This window comes from Mycobacterium bourgelatii (genome assembly GCF_010723575.1).
In the GTDB taxonomy this organism is placed as follows: domain Bacteria; phylum Actinomycetota; class Actinomycetes; order Mycobacteriales; family Mycobacteriaceae; genus Mycobacterium; species Mycobacterium bourgelatii.
Window position 1 is genome coordinate 2,284,902 of record NZ_BLKZ01000001.1, and the last position, 19,393, is coordinate 2,304,294.

Annotated in this window: 19 protein-coding genes; 15 read left to right on the forward strand and 4 right to left on the reverse strand. The window is 66.5% G+C overall.

The genetic code is table 11. The features are described 5' to 3' along the window. Window positions 1–2: 2 nt before the first annotated feature. Window positions 3–740: a B-4DMT family transporter gene (locus G6N68_RS10275; RefSeq protein WP_163711244.1), complete on the reverse strand. Its 738-nt coding sequence runs from the start codon at window positions 738–740 to the stop codon at window positions 3–5. 32 nt (window positions 741–772) lie between these two features. Between G6N68_RS10275 and G6N68_RS10280 the strand changes: the two genes are divergently transcribed. The 10 genes from G6N68_RS10280 to G6N68_RS10325 all read left to right on the forward strand — a co-directional run bounded on the left by G6N68_RS10280 (window position 773) and on the right by G6N68_RS10325 (window position 9,657). After that, window positions 773–1,900 carry an aminopeptidase P family protein gene (locus tag G6N68_RS10280; RefSeq protein WP_163711247.1) on the forward strand — a complete coding sequence of 376 codons (1,128 nt, stop codon included), beginning with the start codon at window positions 773–775 and terminating at the stop codon, window positions 1,898–1,900. Window positions 1,901–2,144: 244 nt separating this feature from the next. Continuing rightward, the gene (gene efp, locus G6N68_RS10285) at window positions 2,145–2,708 is read left to right on the forward strand and encodes an elongation factor P (RefSeq protein ID WP_163711250.1); all 564 of its coding nucleotides are present in this window, start codon (window positions 2,145–2,147) and stop codon (window positions 2,706–2,708) included. 2 nt (window positions 2,709–2,710) lie between these two features. Further along, window positions 2,711–3,205, forward strand: coding sequence for a transcription antitermination factor NusB (gene nusB, locus G6N68_RS10290; protein WP_163711252.1), 495 nt, complete (start codon window positions 2,711–2,713; stop codon window positions 3,203–3,205). Further along, window positions 3,202–3,639, forward strand: a complete 438-nt coding sequence (locus G6N68_RS10295) for an antitermination protein NusB (RefSeq protein ID WP_163711254.1) — start codon at window positions 3,202–3,204, stop codon at window positions 3,637–3,639. Before nusB ends, G6N68_RS10295 begins: the two co-directional genes overlap by 4 nt. A gap of 172 nt (window positions 3,640–3,811) precedes the next feature. Further along, window positions 3,812–4,345, forward strand: coding sequence for an Rv1733c family protein (locus G6N68_RS10300; RefSeq protein WP_163711256.1), 534 nt, complete (start codon window positions 3,812–3,814; stop codon window positions 4,343–4,345). Window positions 4,346–4,355: 10 nt separating this feature from the next. Further along, window positions 4,356–5,621 (forward strand): NAD(P)/FAD-dependent oxidoreductase, encoded by a 1,266-nt coding sequence (locus G6N68_RS10305; RefSeq protein WP_163711260.1) that lies wholly within the window; start codon window positions 4,356–4,358, stop codon window positions 5,619–5,621. A gap of 51 nt (window positions 5,622–5,672) precedes the next feature. Then, complete coding sequence (locus G6N68_RS10310) at window positions 5,673–6,008, forward strand: GreA/GreB family elongation factor (protein ID WP_163711263.1); 336 nt, start codon at window positions 5,673–5,675, stop codon at window positions 6,006–6,008. A gap of 51 nt (window positions 6,009–6,059) precedes the next feature. Continuing rightward, a complete protein-coding gene (locus G6N68_RS10315; RefSeq protein WP_163711266.1) occupies window positions 6,060–6,494 on the forward strand; it encodes a hypothetical protein in 435 nt (144 codons plus the stop codon). A 70-nt stretch (window positions 6,495–6,564) separates the two neighbouring features. After that, complete coding sequence (locus tag G6N68_RS10320; RefSeq protein ID WP_163711269.1) at window positions 6,565–9,390, forward strand: aminotransferase class I/II-fold pyridoxal phosphate-dependent enzyme; 2,826 nt, start codon at window positions 6,565–6,567, stop codon at window positions 9,388–9,390. 75 nt (window positions 9,391–9,465) lie between these two features. Then, a complete protein-coding gene (locus tag G6N68_RS10325; RefSeq protein WP_163711272.1) occupies window positions 9,466–9,657 on the forward strand; it encodes a ferredoxin in 192 nt (63 codons plus the stop codon). Here G6N68_RS10325 and G6N68_RS10330 read toward each other — a convergent pair. Then, window positions 9,654–10,334 carry a response regulator transcription factor gene (locus G6N68_RS10330; protein ID WP_205351298.1) on the reverse strand — a complete coding sequence of 227 codons (681 nt, stop codon included), beginning with the start codon at window positions 10,332–10,334 and terminating at the stop codon, window positions 9,654–9,656. The two genes, G6N68_RS10325 and G6N68_RS10330, sit on opposite strands and share 4 nt — an antisense overlap. Window positions 10,335–10,369: 35 nt before the next feature. On the opposite strand from G6N68_RS10330, the gene G6N68_RS10335 reads away from it, so the two are divergent. From G6N68_RS10335 to G6N68_RS10350, 4 genes are all read left to right on the forward strand, one after another. Continuing rightward, the gene (locus G6N68_RS10335; protein ID WP_240355430.1) at window positions 10,370–11,668 is read left to right on the forward strand and encodes a sensor histidine kinase; all 1,299 of its coding nucleotides are present in this window, start codon (window positions 10,370–10,372) and stop codon (window positions 11,666–11,668) included. Window positions 11,669–11,793: 125 nt separating this feature from the next. Beyond that, a complete protein-coding gene (locus G6N68_RS10340; protein WP_163711278.1) occupies window positions 11,794–13,071 on the forward strand; it encodes a cytochrome P450 in 1,278 nt (425 codons plus the stop codon). After that, entirely contained in the window at window positions 13,068–14,174 is a 1,107-nt protein-coding gene (locus G6N68_RS10345) for an NDMA-dependent alcohol dehydrogenase (protein WP_163711282.1), read from the forward strand. The genes G6N68_RS10340 and G6N68_RS10345 overlap by 4 nt, the downstream gene beginning before the upstream one ends. A 30-nt stretch (window positions 14,175–14,204) precedes the next feature. Then, window positions 14,205–15,596: an aldehyde dehydrogenase family protein gene (locus G6N68_RS10350; RefSeq protein ID WP_163711285.1), complete on the forward strand. Its 1,392-nt coding sequence runs from the start codon at window positions 14,205–14,207 to the stop codon at window positions 15,594–15,596. A gap of 54 nt (window positions 15,597–15,650) precedes the next feature. On the opposite strand, the gene G6N68_RS10355 is transcribed toward G6N68_RS10350, so the two are convergent. Both G6N68_RS10355 and G6N68_RS10360 read right to left on the reverse strand, forming a co-directional pair. Then, complete coding sequence (locus G6N68_RS10355; RefSeq protein WP_163711288.1) at window positions 15,651–16,847, reverse strand: FAD-dependent monooxygenase; 1,197 nt, start codon at window positions 16,845–16,847, stop codon at window positions 15,651–15,653. Window positions 16,848–16,852: 5 nt separating this feature from the next. After that, window positions 16,853–18,058 carry a serine hydrolase domain-containing protein gene (locus tag G6N68_RS10360; protein ID WP_163711291.1) on the reverse strand — a complete coding sequence of 402 codons (1,206 nt, stop codon included), beginning with the start codon at window positions 18,056–18,058 and terminating at the stop codon, window positions 16,853–16,855. A gap of 294 nt (window positions 18,059–18,352) precedes the next feature. Here G6N68_RS10360 and G6N68_RS10365 point away from each other — a divergent pair, with 294 nt between their 5' ends. Continuing rightward, window positions 18,353–19,228 carry an LppX_LprAFG lipoprotein gene (locus tag G6N68_RS10365; protein WP_069418541.1) on the forward strand — a complete coding sequence of 292 codons (876 nt, stop codon included), beginning with the start codon at window positions 18,353–18,355 and terminating at the stop codon, window positions 19,226–19,228. The last annotated feature ends 165 nt before the right edge of the window (window positions 19,229–19,393 follow it).

Genomic DNA, 19,393 nt, shown 5'->3' on the forward strand with positions numbered 1-19,393 from the left:
CTCTACTTCTTGTCGTCCGGCCGGTCGGTGCGGATGATCTCGGTCGGGGCGTCGTCCTTGCTGGTCTCGAGCTGGTCGGTGCGTGCCTCGTCGGTGCGGATCACCTGGGTCTTGTCGTCGTCACCGGTGCGGAATACCTCGGTGCGCTCGTCACGTTCGGCGGTTGCCACCGGCGAGGTGCGCTGCTCGGTCTGGGCGTCGCCACCCTGCCGAGGAATCTCGCCGGTTGGGCTGTCGTCGTCGCGGACGGCGGAAAAGACGTCGCCGTCGCCCCGCTGCTTGGCCGGGTCGTGAGAGCCGTCGTGCTTCGGCGGCGGGGGAGCGCTGCGGTCCACCTGCCAGCGGCCCACGCTGACACCGATGATCGCGCAGACGAAGATCAGCAGCGCGGTGAAGGCGGCGAACGTCGTCACCTCGCTCAGCAGGCCCCCGGTGTAGATGCCCTTGTAGAACAGGCTGATGATCCAGGCCACCAGGCCGCTGACAACGCCGGCGAACAGACCACTCAGCAGCCAGACCATGGCCAGGTCCTCGCGGCGGTCGGGGTCGGGATTGGCCTTGGCGTCGGCCTTCCCGTCCAGCACCCCCCAGGCCACCGCGAGGACAATGTAAATGAGCATTAGCACCAGGCTGATCAGGCCAGACTGCGACTGCCAAGCATTGATCAGTGCTCCCTGAAACAGGCGAACAACGACCATCGCGGCGGCAAACACCAATCCACGCAGGATCCAGGGTCTCATGGGGCCTCAGCTTAGCGATATCGTCAAGAGTCGTGACACATTCCCAGCGTCGACACAACCTCAAAGTCAAGATTGCCGCCGCAGGACTCGATGCGATGCTGGTCACAGACCTGATAAATGTCCGATATCTATCCGGATTCAGTGGGTCTAACGGCGCGTTGCTGGTGTTCGCCGACGATCGTGAAGCGGTGCTGGCCACCGACGGCCGGTATCGAACTCAGGCCGCGCAACAAGCGCCCGATCTCGAGGTCGCCATCGAACGAGCGGTGGGCCGTTACCTGGCCGGTAGGGCCGCGACGGACGGCGTGCACAAGCTGGGGTTTGAAAGCCACGTCGTCACGGTGGACGGACTGGACGCGCTGCAAGCCGCCGCGGAGGAGGGAAACACCGAGTTGGTGCGCGCCTCGGGCACGGTGGAGACGCTGCGTGAGGTGAAGGACGACGGCGAGTTGGCGTTGTTGCGCCTGGCGTGTGAGGCGGCCGACGCCGCCCTGAACGACTTGGTGGAGCGGGGCGGGCTGCGCCCGGGTCGTACCGAGCGGCAGGTCAGCCGCGATCTGGAGGCGCTGATGCTCGACCACGGCGCCGACGGAATCTCTTTCGAGACCATCGTCGCCGCCGGCGCGAACTCGGCGATTCCGCACCACCGGCCCACCGACGCGGTCCTGGCCGCGGGCGACTTCGTCAAGATCGACTTCGGCGCCCTGGTGGCCGGATATCACTCGGACATGACCCGCACGTTCGTGCTGGAACGCGCCGACGACTGGCAGCGGGAGATCTATGCGCTGGTGGCCGAGGCGCAAAAGGCGGGCCGGGAGGCATTGCGGCCGGGCGCTGACCTGCGCGAGGTGGACGCCGCGGCGCGCCAGCTGATCGCCGACGCGGGCTACGGCGAGAATTTCGGGCACGGTCTCGGACACGGCGTGGGCCTGCAGATACACGAAGCACCGGGCATCGGGGCGACATCGACGGGCACATTGCTCGCGGGTTCGGTCGTGACCGTCGAGCCCGGCGTGTACTTGCCCGGGCGTGGCGGCGTTCGCATCGAGGACACTCTGGCGGTGCCCGTTGAAACACGGTGGGCAGCGTCGTCGCACGCCGCCGCGCACCCCCCGGAATTGCTGACCCGGTTCCCCAAAGAGCTGGCCATATTGACCTAGCCTTGGCGGGCGCCGCGCGCTGACGGGCGTGAGCGACATCGCAGCCGCCGGCCGCCAACCGCGCCGCGTTGCTTGGTGGCGCTGCCCCTGCGGGCGGGTAAACTACACCGAGTGCCCGCCGCCTGTGCACCAAGGCAGGGGACAGGCCGACCTCCCTGTAGGCAAGAAATCGAACTAAGGTCGGGCGGCGGCAAGAATCAACCGTGCTGGGGAACTGGCCATTTTTCTAGGAGATTTGCGGATCGTGGCGACCACTGCTGACTTCAAGAACGGACTTGTCCTGGTGATCGACGGGCAGCTGTGGACCATCACCGAGTTCCAGCACGTCAAGCCCGGTAAGGGCCCGGCGTTCGTGCGCACCAAGCTGAAGAACGTGCTTTCGGGCAAGGTCGTCGACAAGACCTACAACGCCGGGGTGAAGGTGGACACCGCCACCGTCGACCGACGCGACACCACCTACCTGTACCGCGACGGCTCGGACTTCGTGTTCATGGACAGCCAGGACTACGAGCAGCACCACCTGCCGGAGTCCCTGGTGGGCGATGCGGCGAAGTTCCTGCTGGAGGGGCTGCCGGTGCAGGTGGCGTTCCATGACGGCGCGCCGCTGTACATCGAGCTGCCGGTGACGGTCGAGCTCGAAGTCACCCATACCGAGCCCGGCCTGCAGGGTGACCGGTCCAGCGCGGGCACCAAGCCCGCCACGCTGGAGACGGGTGCGCAGATCCAGGTGCCGTTGTTCATCAACACCGGGGACAAGTTGAAGGTGGACTCGCGTGACGGCAGCTATCTGGGCAGGGTCAACGCCTGAAGATGGCCGACAGTAAGCCCGCGCGTCCCGTTCGGGGGCGTCATCAGGCGCGCAAGCGGGCCGTCGACCTGCTGTTCGAGGCCGAGGCGCGCGGCATGAGTCCGGGTGAAATGGTCGACGCGCGCACGGCGCTGGCCGAGACCAACCCCGACGTAGCGCCGTTGCATCCATATACGGCCGAGGTGGCTCGTGGCGTCGGCCAGCACGCTGCCCATATCGACGAGCTGATCACCTCGCACCTGCAGGCCTGGAAACTGGACCGGTTGCCCGCGGTGGACCGCGCCATCCTGCGCGTCGCAGTGTGGGAGTTGCTGCACGCCGAGGACGTACCGGAACCGGTCGCCGTCGACGAGGCTGTCGAGCTGGCCAAGGCGTTGTCCACCGACGAATCGCCCGGCTTCGTCAACGGAGTGCTGGGCCAGATCATGCTGGTAACGCCACAGATCCGCGCGGCCGCGCAAGCGGTGCAAGGGACTGTTGGGAGGGATGTCTCGTGACCCGGCTTGAATTGCGTGTGGTGGCCGCCGCCTGGCTGGCGGCCACGGTTGTCATCGGCGCGGTGGTCTGCGCCGCGTATGACTGGTCCATCGTGTCGTCGGTGCTGGCCATCTTCGCGCTCGGGGTCGGTGCTTGGCTGTATCACTCGATCGAACGCCTCATCCTGGCGCGGCGCATCAGTACGGTTCGGCAGGCAGCGAAGCCGCTGCAGCCGCTGGTGCCGGTGATGGGCGCCATCATCGGCCTGATGCAAGCCGTGGTCCGGTCGCTGGGCGACGTCAGCGAACTGCCGGGACGCAACTGGGAGTTCCCCCAGCTTCCCCTGCTGCGGTGGGTGGAGAACCCGCTGGGTATTCGGGGCAATCGGCAGCAGATCGTGGAGGCCGACCAGGAGTCGGACGCCGACTCCGACCACAGAAAACTCGCTTCCTAGCGATTCCTTGCGGCTCGTAACCGGCTTTGTAGCGTCCCTGTAGGAACTCGACAACGCGCGACGGCAGCGTTGTCCACCTGCGGCAACGCTTGCGGCCTGGTTACGGGACACCATGGTGTTGTCAGCAAATAACACCTTGGGTGGCCTTGATGGTTGGCCACCATCGATAGGAATGATCGAGATGATTACCCTGCGTCCCGATCGTGAGCGGCCCACCCGCCGCGCCCAGAGCAATGACGGGTTTCGAATACTTCTTGTCCTCTGGGCCACGGTCGTCGTGCTACTCGGCGTGCCCCTGGCCTTCGCGGTGGGCGACGGCGTTCACGAGTCCCGCAGCCGCGTCCACGCGGAGCAAGAGCAGAACCGTCAGCTTGTCACCGCCGTCGTCACCAGCGACAAGGTCCAACCCCAGGCGTTGTCCGACCCCGAGTTGGTCAGCGTGCCCGCCAAATGGTTTGCCGGCGGAACCGAACATGCTGGCCTGATTTCGGCCCCTCGTGGAGTGAAGGCCGGTGACTCCGTTGACATTTGGGTAGACGCGGACGGATACCACGTCGGCGTGCCGCATCGCACGCCCCTCGACGAAGCGGTGGCCGTTGGACTGTCGACCTGGTTGAGCGTGGCCGCCGTGGGTGCGGTCGTGATGGCGGCGGGTTGGGCAGTCGCGGAACGGTTCCGCGAGACCCGACAGTCGCAACTAGCGTAGGAGGTTTTCGATGACTGGCGTCGAACGGATGGACGGTCAACCCCGGTCGGTGATCGTCGTTGGTGCGGGAATCGTCGGACTGTCGACGGCGTGGTTCCTGCAAGAGCGCGGCGTCGATGTCACCGTGGTGGATCGCGGCGGCGCCGGCGCCGGGGCGTCCGGCGGCAACGCGGGATGGATTGCCCCCGGCTTGGTCATTCCGCTGAACTCGCCGCGCGTGCTGCGTTATGGACTGCGTTGCCTGTTCGACTCGAGCGCGCCACTGCATGTCGCCCTGGCGGCCGCTCCTCGATCGGGGCGTTTCCTGACGCAGTTCGCCGGCCACTCCCGGCGGGCGCCGTGGGAGCTGGCACTGCAGGCCAACGTCAAGCTGAACGAGGACTGCTTCGAGGCTTTCGACGTGCTGGTGAACAACGGGGTGGACGTGCCGGTCACCCATGCGCCCATCACCGCCGTCTTCGAGTCCAGCGCCGAGGCTCAGCGCCTGTCACGAGAGCTCGATGAGCTCGAAAAGGCTGGGCAGGCAATGTATGTCACCGCGTTGTCGGGTGCGGCTCTGCAGGAACAAGTGCCGCTGGCCGCGCCGTCGGTCACGGCCGGGCTCGTGATCAACGGGCAGCGCTTCGTGGACCCGGGCCGTTTTGTGGCGGCTCTGGGGCGTGCGGTGGTCGACCGCGGCGCGACCTTGCACCAGCTTGAGGTCGACGCGGTGGTCAGTGCGGGCTACGGCGTTGCGGTCCGCCCGCGTCGCAGCGAGGTGCTCATCGCCGATGCAGCGGTGATCGCGACCGGCGCGGAGCTGCCCGGCTTGGCCAGCCGTTGGCTGCGGGTACCGGTAGGGGCCGGGCGTGGGTATTCCTTCACCGTGCCGGTGGAGCGCCCGATGCCAGGGCCCATCTACCTGCCCGAGGCGAGGGTGGCGTGCACGCCGTACCAGGGCGCATTGCGTGTCTCGGGCACCATGGATTTCTGCGACCCGCACCAACCGGTTGCCCAGAATCGGGTGGCGGCCATTGTCGCCTCGGCGAGTCGCCTGCTCGAAGGCGTGCATTGGGCCGATCGCAGCGACGTGTGGTTCGGTGCGCGTCCGGTGACCCCCGATGGTCGTCCGCTGATCGGCGAGGTGGCGCCGCAGGTGTTTGTGGCCGGCGGGCATGGCATGTGGGGGCTGACCCACGGGCCGGTGACCGGTCGGTTGTTGGCCGAGCAGATCACCACCGGCAAGCAACCGCAGTACCTACGTGACTTCGACCCGCTGCGTAAGACGGGCCAGTGACGGCTCGCATTCGACCAACAGCAGGCAAAATGCAATTAGGAGCGTTATCTCATGACCACTGCAGCACCGTTCCCCATGACGAGACCGGGCGACCACGCCGCCGGACCGGGCATGGTCGTCACCATCCGCTACAACGCCACGGGTGAGACCGAAACATTCGTGCTCGGCAGACGCGAAGGCGAGGGCGCCAACATGGACGTGTACTCGATGGCATCGCCGCTCGGTCGCGCCGTCGTCGGCGCTCTCCCCGGCGAACAACGCCTCTATGCCATTCCGGACGAGAGGCCGCAACTGGTGACGGTGGTCAGGGTGGTGCCGTACGGACCACGCGTCCGTCGGGCCGCCCGCCGGGCCGCCGGCCGGCGCTTCCCGCGCGGCAGGAAGTGAACTAGGCAAAATCATCGCGCTTTGCGGCGGAGCGCGACACAATGACTGCTGATGAAAAGCGAAGCGAGCTGGACGGTCGCCGTGCTGGCTACTGTCACCGCTGCGGCTTCATCGGCAACGCCCACCGCGGACGCGGACGACCTCGAGTTCTTCCAGACGCCGTCGGGAAACATCGGCTGTGTCATCGGGCCGACGGGGGGTTCGGCGTACGCCGAGTGCGACGTGGGCGAGCGCACTTATTCGGTGCCGCCGCGGCCGACGTCGTGCATGGGCGCCTGGGGCAGCCGAATCAGCATGCAGCAGGGCGCCGCCCCTGAATTGGCTTGTCACAGCGACACGCTTCTCGGCCCCGGCTCACCGGTGGTGCAGTACGGTCAGAGCCGGTCGTACGGTCCCTTGCCTGCCCTTGCCTGCCCTTGCCTGCGAGAGCCAAGAAGCCGGGGTCACCTGCACCGGACAACCGTTCCGGCCACTATTTCCGTTTAGCCCGCGACAATTACGAGTTGCACTGACCTAGCGAGAAACCCAGCGAACAGGCCCACGGAAGAGGCAAGACATGACACGAGGCAGCGCCCGCCCGCGACGACTGCGGGTATCCGCGTTGGCTGCGGTGGCCAACCCGTCATACACCCGCGTCGACACCTGGAACATGCTCGACGACGCGTGCCGTCACCTCGCCGAGGTTGATCTCGCCGGGCTGGACAAGACGCACGACCTGGCCGTGGTGAAGCGGCTGATGGATCGGATCGGGGCCTACGAACGGTACTGGCTGTATCCCGGTGCGGAGAACTTGGCGGCCTTCCGGTCCCATCTGGAGAGCCTGTCCACCGTGCGGCTCACCGAAGAAGTGTCGCTGGCCACCCGGCTGTTGTCCGAATACGGCGACCGCACAGCGCTTTTCGACACCTCGGCGCCGCTGGCCGACCAGGAGTTGGTGGCCAAGGCAAAGCAGCAGCAGTTCTACACCGTGTTGCTCGCCGACGATTCCCCGCCTACCGCACCGGAGAGCCTGGTGGAGTGCCTACGCGCGCTGCGGAATCCGGCCGACGATATCCAGTTCGAGATCCTGGTAGCCCCCAGCGTCGAGGATGCGATCACCGCCGTGGCATTGAACGGTGAGATTCAGGCCGCGATCATTCGCCATGACCTGCCGCTGCGTTCGCGGGACCGGGTGCCGTTGATGACCACGTTGCTCGGCGCCAACGACGACACCGGGGTGTCCGACCGCACGCACGACTGGGTGGAGTGCGGCGAGTGGATCAAGGAACTGCGTCCCCACATCGATCTCTATCTGCTCACCGACGAGTCGATCGCCGCGGGCAGCGATGACGACACCGAAGTCTACGACCGCACCTTCTACCGGCTCAACGACGTCACCGATTTGTACAGCACGGTCATCGCGGGCCTCCGAAACCGTTTCTCCACCCCATTTTTCGACGCATTGCGCGCGTACGCCGCCGCGCCTGTCGGCCAATTCCATGCGCTTCCCGTCGCCCGTGGTGCCAGCATCTTCAACTCAAAGTCGTTGCAAGACATGGGCGAGTTCTACGGCCGCAACATCTTCATGGCCGAAACGTCAAGCACCTCAGGCGGACTGGACTCGCTGCTCGACCCGCACGGCAACATCAAGAAGGCGATGGACAAGGCGGCGGTCACCTGGAACGCCAACCACACCTACTTCGTCACCAACGGAACCTCCACGGCGAACAAGATTGTCGTGCAGTCGCTGACCCGTCCGGGCGACATCGTTCTCATCGACCGCAACTGCCACAAGTCGCATCACTACGGGTTGGTGCTGGCCGGCGCGTACCCGCGCTACCTGGAGTCCTATGCGTTACCGGAATTCGCCATCTACGGCGCGGTGCCACTGAGCACCATCAAGAAGGCGCTGTTGGACCTCGAGGCGGCCGGGCAGTTGGAAAAAGTGCGCATGCTGCTGCTCACCAACTGCATCTTCGACGGCGTCGTCTACAACCCGCGGCTGGTGATGGAAGAAGTGCTGGCGATCAAGCCGGACATCGTCTTCTTGTGGGACGAGGCCTGGTATGCGTTTGCCACCGCGGTGCCGTGGGCCCGGCAGCGCACCGCCATGGTGGCGGCCGAGCGCCTGGAGCAGATGCTGGCGTCGCCGGAATACGCCGAGGAATACCGCAAGTGGCGCGAGTCCATGGAGGGCGTACCGCGCTCGGAATGGGTTGATCGCCCGCTGCTTCCAGATCCCGCGCGCGCCCGAGTGCGGGTATACGCGACACACTCCACCCACAAATCGCTCTCGGCGTTCCGGCAGGCGTCGATGATCCACATCCGGGACCAGGACTTCAACGCGCGCGCCCGGGACGCCTTCGGCGAGGCATTCCTCACGCACACCTCCACGTCACCGAACCAGCAATTGCTGGCTTCGCTGGACCTGGCCCGCCGCCAGGTCGACATCGAGGGATTCCAGCTGGTCCGGCAGACCTACGACATGGCGCTGGTGTTCCGTCACCGGGTCCGCAAAGACCGGCTGATCAGCAAGTGGTTCCGCATCCTCGACGAATCCGACCTGGTGCCCGAGGAATATCGGGCCTCGCACGTCAGCTCGTACCGCGAGGTCAGGCAGGGTGCCCTGGACGAGTGGAACGAGGCGTGGCGATCCGATCAGTTCGTGCTGGACCCGACCCGGGTCACGCTGTTCCTCGGCAAGACCGGAATGAACGGCTATGACTTCCGCGAGAAGATCCTGATGGAGCGGTTCGGCATCCAAATCAACAAGACCTCGATCAACAGCGTGTTGCTGATTTTCACCATCGGTGTGACCTGGTCGAGCGTGCACCATCTGCTCGACGTGCTGCGCCGGGTCGCCAGCGACTTCGACCGGACCGAGAAGGCGGCCAGCGCCGCGGACTGGGCGCTGCACGAGCGCCGCGTCGAAGAGATCACCGAAGACCTTCCGCACCTGCCGGACTTCAGCGAGTTCGACATCGCCTTCCGGCCCGACGAGAACAGCGTGTTCGGCGATACCCGGACCGCGTTCTACGCCGGCTACGAGGAGAAGGACCGCGAGTACGTGCAGATCGGCACGGCCGGCCGGCGCCTGGCCGAAGGGAAGAAGCTGGTGTCCACGACCTTCGTGGTGCCCTACCCGCCGGGGTTCCCGGTGCTGGTCCCCGGCCAGTTGGTCTCCAAGGAGATCGTCTACTTCCTGGCTCAACTCGACGTCAAGGAAATCCACGGCTACAACCACGAACTCGGTCTGTCGGTGTTCACTCAGGAGGCGTTGGAGCGGATGGAGGCACAGCGCAAGGCGGTGATGCGCGCCAAACTGCCCGGCAACGGCTCCGAGCCCTCGAGGGCGCCCGAAGCGCCGATCGTGGCGAATGAACACACCGTCCGCGTGAACTGACCACCTGGCACGGCAAGGCCAGCGTTGGCGCGCGCGGGCCGCCGTTGGGTCGACGAACGGCGCAATACTGCCGGTATGCACGTCACCGTCGACTACACCCTGTGCGAAGGCCACGGGCAATGCATCATGGCGGCTCCGGACGTCTTCGACCTGCCCGACGACAGCGAGCAGGTGGTGGTGCTGAATCCGGATCCGGCCGCGGACGAACAGGACGCCGTGGTTCGCGCCGCCGCGATGTGTCCCGCCCAGGCAATCCGGGTCAGCTAGTGCAGGCCGGTGTCCGCCGGGTCATCGAGCAACCCGCACTGTCCGGCGAGCGCCGCCGCGGCGATGCGGTTGCTGACGCCGAGTTTGTGCAGGAGCGAGGCCACCATGCGCTTGGCGGTCCGTTCGGACACCAGCATCCGCTTGGCGATGTCCACCGTTTCCATTCCGCCCGCCAGCAGCGCCCACAGGCGCAGATCCTGAGGATTGAGGCTTTCGACCAACGCGGCGGGCGGCTTGCGGGTGTTGCTCAGTAGCGCGTCGAGCACCGCGCCGTCCAGCACACGCAACCCCTCGGCGATCGTGCACAGCGGGCTCGCCAGCGCCTCGGGACGCGCGGTCTTACGCAGAAACCCGTCGGCCCCCGCGCGCAGCGCTTCCTCGGCCAGCCCCAGGTCGTCGGTCCCGGAGAGTGCGAGGATGCGGGTCGACGGATGCCGCGCCCGGACGTGCCGGATCGCGGCGACACCGCCCAGCGGGGGCATGGCCAGGTCGATGATCGCCAGGTCGGCCCCCGTGTTCGCGACCAGGTCCGCAGCCTCTTCGACATACGTCGTCTGCCCGGCGACGGTGAACAAGTCGCTCCACTCGCGGCTGAGTAGCAGCGCCAGGCCCTGGGCGAAAAGCTCGTGATCATCCACGATCACCACGACATAGGGCTTTGGGGGCTTACGCGCCATTGCCGGATGCTAACGCCAACCCTATGGTCGGGCGGGTGAGACCGCTGGATCGGATCCGTTCGGCGCTGGGACCCGACGCCGATGATTACGGGCTGGCCGGCCTCGTCATCACGGCGCGGATCGGCGTGGTGACATCGATAGCGGTCTTGTTGGTCGTCGGTCCGCCCTGGGTGCGAGAACATGTCGTCGCCACCGCAGCCGTCCTGGTCGCCGCCATGCTCTATTCGGCCGCATTTCTGTTGAACCCCCGAGTGGAGGTGCGACGAACCCGCTACGGGTACTTGCTCACGGCCATTGACTCTGCGTTCACCTTGACGTTGACCGCTCTCACCGGGGGCGTGCACAGTCCCGTCGCGGTGGTCATGGTGCTGGTGGTGATCGCGTCCGCTGCGCGGTTGACGGTCGCAGGGACGCTGCTGATCACGGTGCTGCTCGGCGCTGCGTATGTCGTGTTGGCGTTGACCACCGGACCGGATGCGGTAGAAGGGCCTTCCCGCACCCTGCAGGGTGTGTGGTGGGCGGTGTACCTGTTGTTCATCGCGGTGCTGGGGGCGGGTTTGTCGGCGCTGGCCGAACGTGAACAGCGGTCGCGCCTGCGGGCCATCCTCGAGGCCGAGGCCGAACATGCGGCCGCGGAGGAGGAGCGTGACCTGCGGGCCAGGCTGTTGCGGTCCTACGAGGCGCAGCAGGATGGCCTGCAGGTCCTGCTTCACGAATTCCGCACCCCGGTGGCGTCATTGGAGGCGTTGGCGCGGGCCCTGAATGACGCGTCGAACAAGTTGTCGGAGCCTGATCGCGAAGCGGGCCTGCAGTTGGCCGAACGGCACGCCCGGCACCTGCACGACATGCTCGATGCGCTCGGCGACGTGGCGCTCAGTCGCCGGCCGACGTTCTCGTCCGGGCGGGTGCGCCGCGTCGATGTCGCGGAACTGATCACTGCCGCGGCCGACGCCGTGGGTCTGCAGCCGCCGCGACTGCGCCTGACCATCGATGACCCGGACCCCGTTGCGGTGAATGCGCAAGGGCTGCAACGCATTCTGACCAACCTGCTGGAGAATGCGTCCCGGCACGGGCGGGGTGAACCGGTCGATGTGACGTGCGCGCGAGACGGTGACGAGTTGCGAATCGCCATCTTGGACCGGGGCCCCGGCGTACCCGACGGCAGCCTCGGCGAGCTCACGGCTAAGTACGTCAGCGTCGGCGATCAGCGCGGGACCGCGGGACTCGGCCTGTGGATCGTCCAGCAGATCGTGGAAGCGATGGGCGGCCGGCTCACGTTCTCGGCGCGGGACGGCGGCGGGCTGGCCGCCACCGTCAGTGTCCCGACGAACTGATCGATTGGCCCGCGCAGGCCACGGTTTGGCACTTGCGCCGGTGCTGCTTGCCTCACTAGCGGGCGAGCATGTGATGGAGGCCACGGTCGAAACCATCTGCCGGCGGCCGGAACGGAAGGACCTTGATGACTACCGCGCTGCCCGCAACGCACCGAGACATTGACCTGGCCGCTCGCTCATTCTGGGCGAAGCCCGCCGAGGAGCGCGACGCCGCCTTCGAGACGTTGCGCCGGGAGAACCCGGTGCCGTGGAGCCGGCCCGCCGAATCCGATTTGCTGCCAGAGGAACTCAACACCAGGGGCTTCTGGTCGCTGACCAAGATGGCCGACATCCGTTATGCCAGTCGGCATCCGGAGGTGTTCTCGTCGGCGCAGGGCATCACCATGGAGGATTTCGCCCCGGAGATGATCGAGGTGGCTCAGTCCTTCATCGCCATGGACGCGCCGCGCCACACTCAACTGCGTGGCATCACCCTGGACGCCTTCAAGCCGCGCAACATGCGCCGGCTGGAGGGTTGGGTGCGCGGTCACGCGCGCGACCTGGTCACTGAGATGGCCCACCTGGGCGAGGGAGACTTCGTCGAGCTGGTGTCGGTCCAGCTGCCCGGCCGGATTTTCGGCAGCTTCTTCGGCCTGCCCAAAGGCGAGCTATACGACAAGACCATCGACGCCGCGCAGCGCCTGCTCGGCTGGCCAGACCCCGAGGTTTGTGCCGGTCGGACCGGCCTGGAGCTGTTTGCCGGCGGGGTGATGGACCTGCACGAGGTTGCCACCCAGCTCATCCCGGAGCGCCGGGCCAATCCCGGCGACGACCTGTTGACGTGGCTGGTGCAGGCTGAATTCGACGGCAAGAAGATGACAGACGACGAAATCCGGGCGTTCTTCGTGCTGCTGGCCGTGGCCGCCAACGACACCACCCGTCACGCGTCGGCCCAAGCCATCCACGCGTTCTCCAAGTTCCCCGAGCAGCGGGCCCGGCTGGTCGACGACGTTCCGGGATGGGTCGACGCCGCGGTGGAAGAGGTGCTGCGCTGGGCCACACCGGTGATCCACATGCGCCGCACCGCAACCGAGGACATCAACATCGGCGGCTCGGAAATCAAGGCCGGGGACAAAGTGGTGTTGTGGTACTGCTCGGGCAACCGTGACGAGGAGGTGTTCGATGACCCGTTCAAGTTCGACATCTCCCGGAGTCCCAACCCGCACATCGCATTCGGCGGCGGTGGCCCCCACTTCTGTCTCGGGGCCGCGCTCGCGCGCACGATGCTCAGGTCGCTGTTGACCGAGGTCTACACCCGCATTCCCGACATCGACGCTCCCGAGCCAGATTTCCTGGTCGCCAATTTCATCAACGGCATCAAGCGCCTGCCCGCCACCTGGACACCGGAGAGGACCGCTCGATGAAGACGAAAGCCGCGGTGCTGTGGGGATTGCACCAGAAGTGGGAAGTCGAAGAGGTCGAACTGGACGGGCCCAAGCAGGCCGAGGTCATGGTCAAGCTCACCGCCACCGGGCTGTGTCATTCCGACGACCATCTGGTCACTGGCGACATGCCGATGCGGATGCCGGTGGTCGGCGGCCATGAGGGCGCCGGGGTTGTCGTGGAAGTCGGACCGGGCGTCACCGACGTGGCCGAAGGTGATTCGGTGGTGCTGAGCTTCATTCCGGCCTGCGGACGCTGTCTGCCGTGCGCGCGCGGCATGAGCAATCTGTGCGTGCAGGGTGCGGCGATCGTCGCCGGCCCGCAACTCGACGGCACCTTCCGCTTCCACGCCAAAGGCCAGGACCTCAGCCAAATGTGCGTGCTGGGAACGTTTTCGGAGTACACCGTGGTGCCGACGTCATCGGTGGTCAGGGTTGACGACGGCACGGCCCTCGACAAGGCGGCGCTGGTCGGCTGCGGGGTGACCACGGGCTACGGCAGCGCCGTGAACACCGGCGAGGTGGCCGACGGCGACACCGTGGTGGTGATGGGTGTGGGTGGCATCGGCATGAACGCCGTGCAGGGTGCTCGGATTGCGGGCGCGCGCAACATCATTGCGCTCGACCCGGTCGAGTACAAGCGCACCAGGTCCCGCGAGTTCGGCGCCACCCACGTCGCGGCGACGGTCGAGGAAGCGCAGGGCCTGGTCGCCGAGCTGACCCGCGGCGCGCTGGCGGACGTCTGCGTGGTGACCCCGTCGTCGGCCGAGGGGGCCTACGTTGCTCAGGCACTGAGCCTGGTGGGCAAGCGGGGCCGAGTGGTGATGACCGCGATTCCGCACCCCACCGACACCAGCGTCGACATGTCGCTGTTCGATCTCACCCTGTACGAAAAGCAAGTTCGGGGCTCACTTTTCGGATCCTCGAACCCACGCAGCGACATTCCCAAGATGCTGGACCTGTACCACTCGGGGCAGTTGAAACTCGACGAACTGATCACCCGCGAATATGCGCTCGAGGACATCAACCAGGGCTTCGAAGACATGCACGACGGGGTCAACCTCCGCGGCCTGATTCGGTTCTGACGTCGTCCGACACACCTTTGGAGGTCCTTGATGCTGGTTGTGGAGAGCCCGCCCACGGTGGGGGAGACCGAAGTCCTCGCGAGCGTCCGTCGCGTCTTTGCCACCGGCCGTACGCGGTCGCTGCAGTGGCGCCGACAGCAACTGCGTGGCATCGAACGGATGGTCTCGGAACAGGAGACAGCGATCGCCGCGGCGCTGGCCGCGGATCTCGGCCGCGCACCCGCAGAAGCCTGGCTGGGTGACATCGCCTCGACTCGGGCCGAGGCGGTATACGCGCTGCGTCACGTCCGGAAGTGGATGCGTAAGCAGCGGGTTTCGCTGCCGTTGGCGCAGCTGCCCGGTCGCGGCTGGGTGCAATACGAACCCCTCGGCGTCGTGCTGATCATCGGGCCGTGGAACTACCCGTTCTATTTGTGCCTGGGTCCGCTGATTGCGGCGGTGGCCGCCGGCAACTGCGCGGTCGTCAAGCCATCAGAGTTCGCCCCGGAATCCTCGACGCTGCTCACCCAACTGCTACCGAAATACGTTGATCCCGAGGCTGTTCGGGTGGTGGAGGGGGACGCGTCGGTGACCAGGGAATTACTCGCCGCGGGTTTCGACCACGCGTTGTTCACCGGCGGTACGGAGGTCGGCCGCAAGGTGATGGCCGCGGCGGCCCCGACGTTGACGCCGGTCACCCTGGAGCTCGGCGGCAAGAGCCCGGTGATCGTCGCCGCCGATGCGGACATCGACGTCACCGCGCGCCGCATCGCCTGGATCAAGCTGCTCAACTCCGGGCAGACCTGTATAGCACCGGATTACGTCCTGGCGGAGCGGGCGATCACCGACCAGCTGGTGGACCGGGTCAGTACCTACTTGCGCCAGTTCCGGTCGTCGGGCCCCGAGGCGGGGGTGCGCGTTGTCAACGTGCGCCAGTTCGACCGGTTGGCCGCAATGATCCGCGGCACCCGAGGGCGCGTCGTCACCGGGGGCGCTCTAGACCGGGAGAATCTGCGCATCGAACCCACCGTCGTCGTTGATCCGCCCGCGGACGATCCGGTGATGGCCGAAGAAATCTTCGGGCCGATCCTTCCCGTGCTGACGGTCGAATCTCTCGACGCCGCCGTCGCTTTCGTCAAGGGCGGACCAAAACCCCTGGCGCTGTATGTCTTCACCTCGTCACCGCGGTTAGGTCGCGACCTGGTGGATCGCGTGCCGTCCGGCGGAGCGGTGATCAATCACGTTGCGATGCACTGCCTGACGCCCCAGCTGCCCTTCGGCGGTGTCGGCGCCAGCGGGATGGGCGCTTACCACGGCAAGTGGGGTTTCGAAGCGCTCAGCCACCGCCGGGCGGTGCTGGCCAAGCCGGCCAGGCCGGATCCCCGCTTCGTCTATCCGCCGCACAGCAAGCGGGCTCTGTCGGTAATGCGCCGCTTGTTTTGACGGCACCGTGTCCGTCACCGACCGAGGATTGCGTCGGGTGATGTCTCTGCCCGCTCAGTAGTCCGGCAGCTGCACGGCCTCGGCGGTCTTGAACCACAGCCGCTCGGCGACCGGGCGGAATGGCCAGCGTTGCATGTACTTCATCACCAACGCGTTGATCCGGATGTCCGAAGCGGACTCGGGGACGTAGCCGTCGATGCCGTTGGGCAGCTTCTGGCATCGGTCGACGTACGGGCGCATCACCGTCTCGTACCGCTTCAAGGCGTCGGGCAGGGGCCCCGCGACGAGTTCCCCCGCCAGCACGTACGCGCCCACCAGGGCCAGGCTGGTGCCCATGCCGCTCAGCGGTGAGGCGCAGTAGCCGGCATCCCCGACCAGCGCGACCCGTCCGGATGACCAGCTGTCCATGTGAACCTGGGCGAATGCGTCGAAGTAGAAGTCGTCGGCTTCGCGCGCGGCGGCGATCAGTTCGTCGCATTGCCAGCCGGCACCGGCGAAGCGGGCGGTCAGCAGTTCGCGCTGTTCGTCGAGATTGCTGCGGTCGTACTGCAACGGACCGGACCGAAACGCGAGACTCGCCTTGGCGACGGCTGGATCGTGCGACGGGCGCATCGATGCGTTGAGGCCACCGGGAGCTTGGTACATCAGGTACCAACCATCAAGGCCGACGGTGTCGGGAGCGGTGAACCAGGCGTGATAGCCACCGAGAGGCCGGACAAATGTCTCCTCTGGCCCGAATACCAGCCTGCGCACCGCCGAGTGCGGGCCGTCGGCGCCGACGATCAGGTCGGCGCTCACCGTCGAGCCGTCCGACAACGTCGCCACCGCTGGGTCGTCCAGAGGATCGTCGGACTGGGCCACCTCGGCGATCCGGGTGCCGAAGCGGTACTCCACGTCGGTGGCGGTCGCCGCGTAAAGCACACCGGCGAGGTCACCGCGCAAGATCTCGAGCTGGCTGACCATACCGTTGCCGTGAAACGCGTCCACCGGCATCTCCGCGGCTCGTCGGCCGTCGCTTTTCACCCACGCGATGCCGCGCTGATCCAGGCTGCGTTCGCGCATCTGCTGCAGCAGCCCCATCCGCTCGACGACGGCCCGTCCCGCGCCCCGCAGATCCACGGTCTGCCCGCCCGGGCGGATGCCGTCGGCGAGCTCTACCACCACCACGTGATAGCCGCCCTTGGCGAGCCAGAATGCAAGTGCCGGACCGGCGATGCCGGCGCCGCTGATCAGGACGGTTGGTTTCGGCATGCGGGTCACAGGCCTAGAGCGCGGTAGGTCAGTCGAACGAACTTCGGTTGTGCCGTGCGCAGTCTCGCCAGCGCCGGGTTGCCGGCAACCGCGTCGGCCGCGTTCACAGACAGGTCCGGGCAGAACTGGATCAGGTACATCAAGATGAGGTCCGCGCTCGGATCTGCCTGCCACCACGTCCCATACGCACCGGGCCAGCTGAATGTTCCGACGCCGCCGGGCCCGAACAGGGGAGTGGACTTGGCCGGATCGGTCACCAACGACAGGTTCAACCCGAACCCGCGGCCCACCCAGAACGGCGCGCCCAGAAAGTTGTGACGCTTCTGCTCGACGGTCAGCCGGTCGGTGCGCATCTGGCGCGTCGACTCGGGTGAGAGCACTCGAACACCGTCAACCGTGCCGTCGCGCAATAACATCCGGACGAACCGCAGGTAGTCGTCGGCGGTCGACCACAACCCGCCCCCGGCATTGCAGAACGCCGGCGGCGTGACGTGCGGCGGCCCCATCACGTCATGGCGCAGCCGACCCTCTTCGTCATGGCGGTACATCGTCGCGGCGCGCGACCGCGCTTCGGGCGTCACGAAAAAGCCGGTGTCCACCATGCCCGTCGGCCCCAGTACCCGTTCGTCGAGGACCTGGTGGAACGGCTTGGCTTCGATGCGGCTCAGAATCACACCCAGCACGTCGATGGCGTGGCTGTATGTCACCCGCTCGCCGGGTTGGTGCACCAACGGCAGGGCGGCGAGCTCGGCCAGCCAGGCATCGGACCCCTGGTTGAACGGCAGCCGCATGTACGCCCGGGAGATGGGCCCGGACACCGAAAACGCGTAAGCGAGTCCGCTGGTATGAGTCAGCAGATCCTCGATCAGGATGGGGCGCCGGAGAGGATGGGTGCGGTCCAACGGGCCGTGCGGGTCGTCGAGGACTTGGACGGCGCCGAGTTCAGGCGCCCAGCGTGCCACGGGATCCTTCAGCGACAGTTTGCCCTCGTCAACCAGGGCCATGGCCGCGGCGACCGTGACGGGCTTGGTCATCGACGCGATACGAAACAGCGTGTCACGCTGCATCGGCAGGCCCGCGTCAACGTCTCGATAACCGATCTCGTTGACTTGCAGCACTTTATCGCGCTGCCAGACCAACGTCAGCGCACCGGGCAGCAGCCCGGCCTCACACACCTCCCGGATGGTGGCCTGATTGCCGTCGAGATTCACGCGTAAAGGTTAGCGGGAGCCTTTCCGAACCTTCGGCGAAACTGTTTCCCCCGCGCTGGCCGCGTGTTACTGTCTCGCTCTCCGGCAAACGTGATCTGGGAACCCGGGCTGTGAGAGCGGCGGCATTCGGCTACACCGAAGCCGCCATGGTGAACCAGGGTGCGGGTGTGCAGTCACCGAGGCCCGCGACATGGACGGGGCCTGTGATTCGGCTGCCCTGGCTATGCGGCAAGACAAGGCCAGCGAATACGCTGCCCCATTACTACCGGTCGGACAACTCAGCAAAGGTTGGTCATGCCTGGCTTGATCTCACAAGCAAACCCTTCTCGTCGTCTGCTCTCCCGTCCTCGATTGACCCGCGTGCCCGTCGCGACCGTGGCGGCGGCGGCACTTTTCGCGTCAGTGCTCGCCGGATGCGGCGGCAAGTCGAACACCGCGAGCACCGAGACCTCGGGCGCGACCTCCGCAACGTCGGGCGCGACGTCGGGCGCCCCCGCAACCTCCGGCGCATCCGGAACGTCCGGAGCGCCAGCGCCACAAGCCACGCCGCAGCTCTTGAAGGACGCCGCGAAGGCGACCGGCGACCTGCACAACATCCACATCGTGTTGGAGACAACCAACATCACGACGTTGCCCATGGAGAGCGTCAACGCCGATGTGACCAACCAGCCCGAGGACAAGGGCGGTCAGGCGGTCGGCGATGCCAGGGTGCGGATTGGCCCGAACGGGGGACCAGCCGTCCCGAAGGAGTTTGTCGTCACCAACAAGACCATGTACACCAAGGACGACTCGGGTAAGTACTCCTCGATGGGCCCGGCGGACAAGATCTATGACCCCGGCATCGTCCTGGACAAGGACAAGGGACTTGGCTCCGTTATCGCCAGAGTTCAGGATCCGCAGGTTGCCGGGAATGAGACGATCGACGGTGTGGCCACCGTCAAGGTCACTGGGACCATCGATGCGGCGCTCGTCGATCCACTGGTGCCGCAGATCGGCAAAGGCGTGCAAACCCTGCCCATCACCTTGTACATCGCCGATGTGAATGCCGGCGGCGGCACGCCCACCACCCCGGTTCTGGTGCGCATGGTTCTCGACAAGGATCAGGGACACGTCACAGTCACCCTGTCGAAATGGGGTGAGGCCGTTACCATCCCGCCCGTGACGCAGTAGGCCCGACAACACTCGGCGTGGAGCCGGCCCGGAGGCACGGGCACCTTCGGGCCGGTTCCCACCCGAACGCCGCGTCGGAGCTAACAGTTGCGAGTGGTGTAACTCGTTTGGACACGCCCCGTTTCGGCGCGCCAAAATCCTTTGAGAATTCTCCAAGGCGCCCGC

What these genes read in the sequence shown, in the direction of transcription:
- G6N68_RS10365 (WP_069418541.1), top strand. Translation starts at nt 18,353, where the DNA reads ATGCCTGGCTTGATCTCACAAGCAAACCCTTCTCGTCGTCTGCTCTCC.
- G6N68_RS10350 (WP_163711285.1), top strand. Translation starts at nt 14,205, where the DNA reads ATGCTGGTTGTGGAGAGCCCGCCCACGGTGGGGGAGACCGAAGTCCTC.
- nusB (WP_163711252.1), top strand. Translation starts at nt 2,711, where the DNA reads ATGGCCGACAGTAAGCCCGCGCGTCCCGTTCGGGGGCGTCATCAGGCG.
- G6N68_RS10355 (WP_163711288.1), bottom strand. Translation starts at nt 16,847, where the DNA reads ATGCCGAAACCAACCGTCCTGATCAGCGGCGCCGGCATCGCCGGTCCG.
- G6N68_RS10345 (WP_163711282.1), top strand. Translation starts at nt 13,068, where the DNA reads ATGAAGACGAAAGCCGCGGTGCTGTGGGGATTGCACCAGAAGTGGGAA.
- G6N68_RS10340 (WP_163711278.1), top strand. Translation starts at nt 11,794, where the DNA reads ATGACTACCGCGCTGCCCGCAACGCACCGAGACATTGACCTGGCCGCT.
- G6N68_RS10300 (WP_163711256.1), top strand. Translation starts at nt 3,812, where the DNA reads ATGATCGAGATGATTACCCTGCGTCCCGATCGTGAGCGGCCCACCCGC.
- G6N68_RS10275 (WP_163711244.1), bottom strand. Translation starts at nt 740, where the DNA reads ATGAGACCCTGGATCCTGCGTGGATTGGTGTTTGCCGCCGCGATGGTC.
- G6N68_RS10315 (WP_163711266.1), top strand. Translation starts at nt 6,060, where the DNA reads ATGAAAAGCGAAGCGAGCTGGACGGTCGCCGTGCTGGCTACTGTCACC.
- G6N68_RS10320 (WP_163711269.1), top strand. Translation starts at nt 6,565, where the DNA reads ATGACACGAGGCAGCGCCCGCCCGCGACGACTGCGGGTATCCGCGTTG.
- G6N68_RS10330 (WP_205351298.1), bottom strand. Translation starts at nt 10,334, where the DNA reads ATGGCGCGTAAGCCCCCAAAGCCCTATGTCGTGGTGATCGTGGATGAT.
- G6N68_RS10310 (WP_163711263.1), top strand. Translation starts at nt 5,673, where the DNA reads ATGACCACTGCAGCACCGTTCCCCATGACGAGACCGGGCGACCACGCC.
- G6N68_RS10325 (WP_163711272.1), top strand. Translation starts at nt 9,466, where the DNA reads ATGCACGTCACCGTCGACTACACCCTGTGCGAAGGCCACGGGCAATGC.
- G6N68_RS10305 (WP_163711260.1), top strand. Translation starts at nt 4,356, where the DNA reads ATGACTGGCGTCGAACGGATGGACGGTCAACCCCGGTCGGTGATCGTC.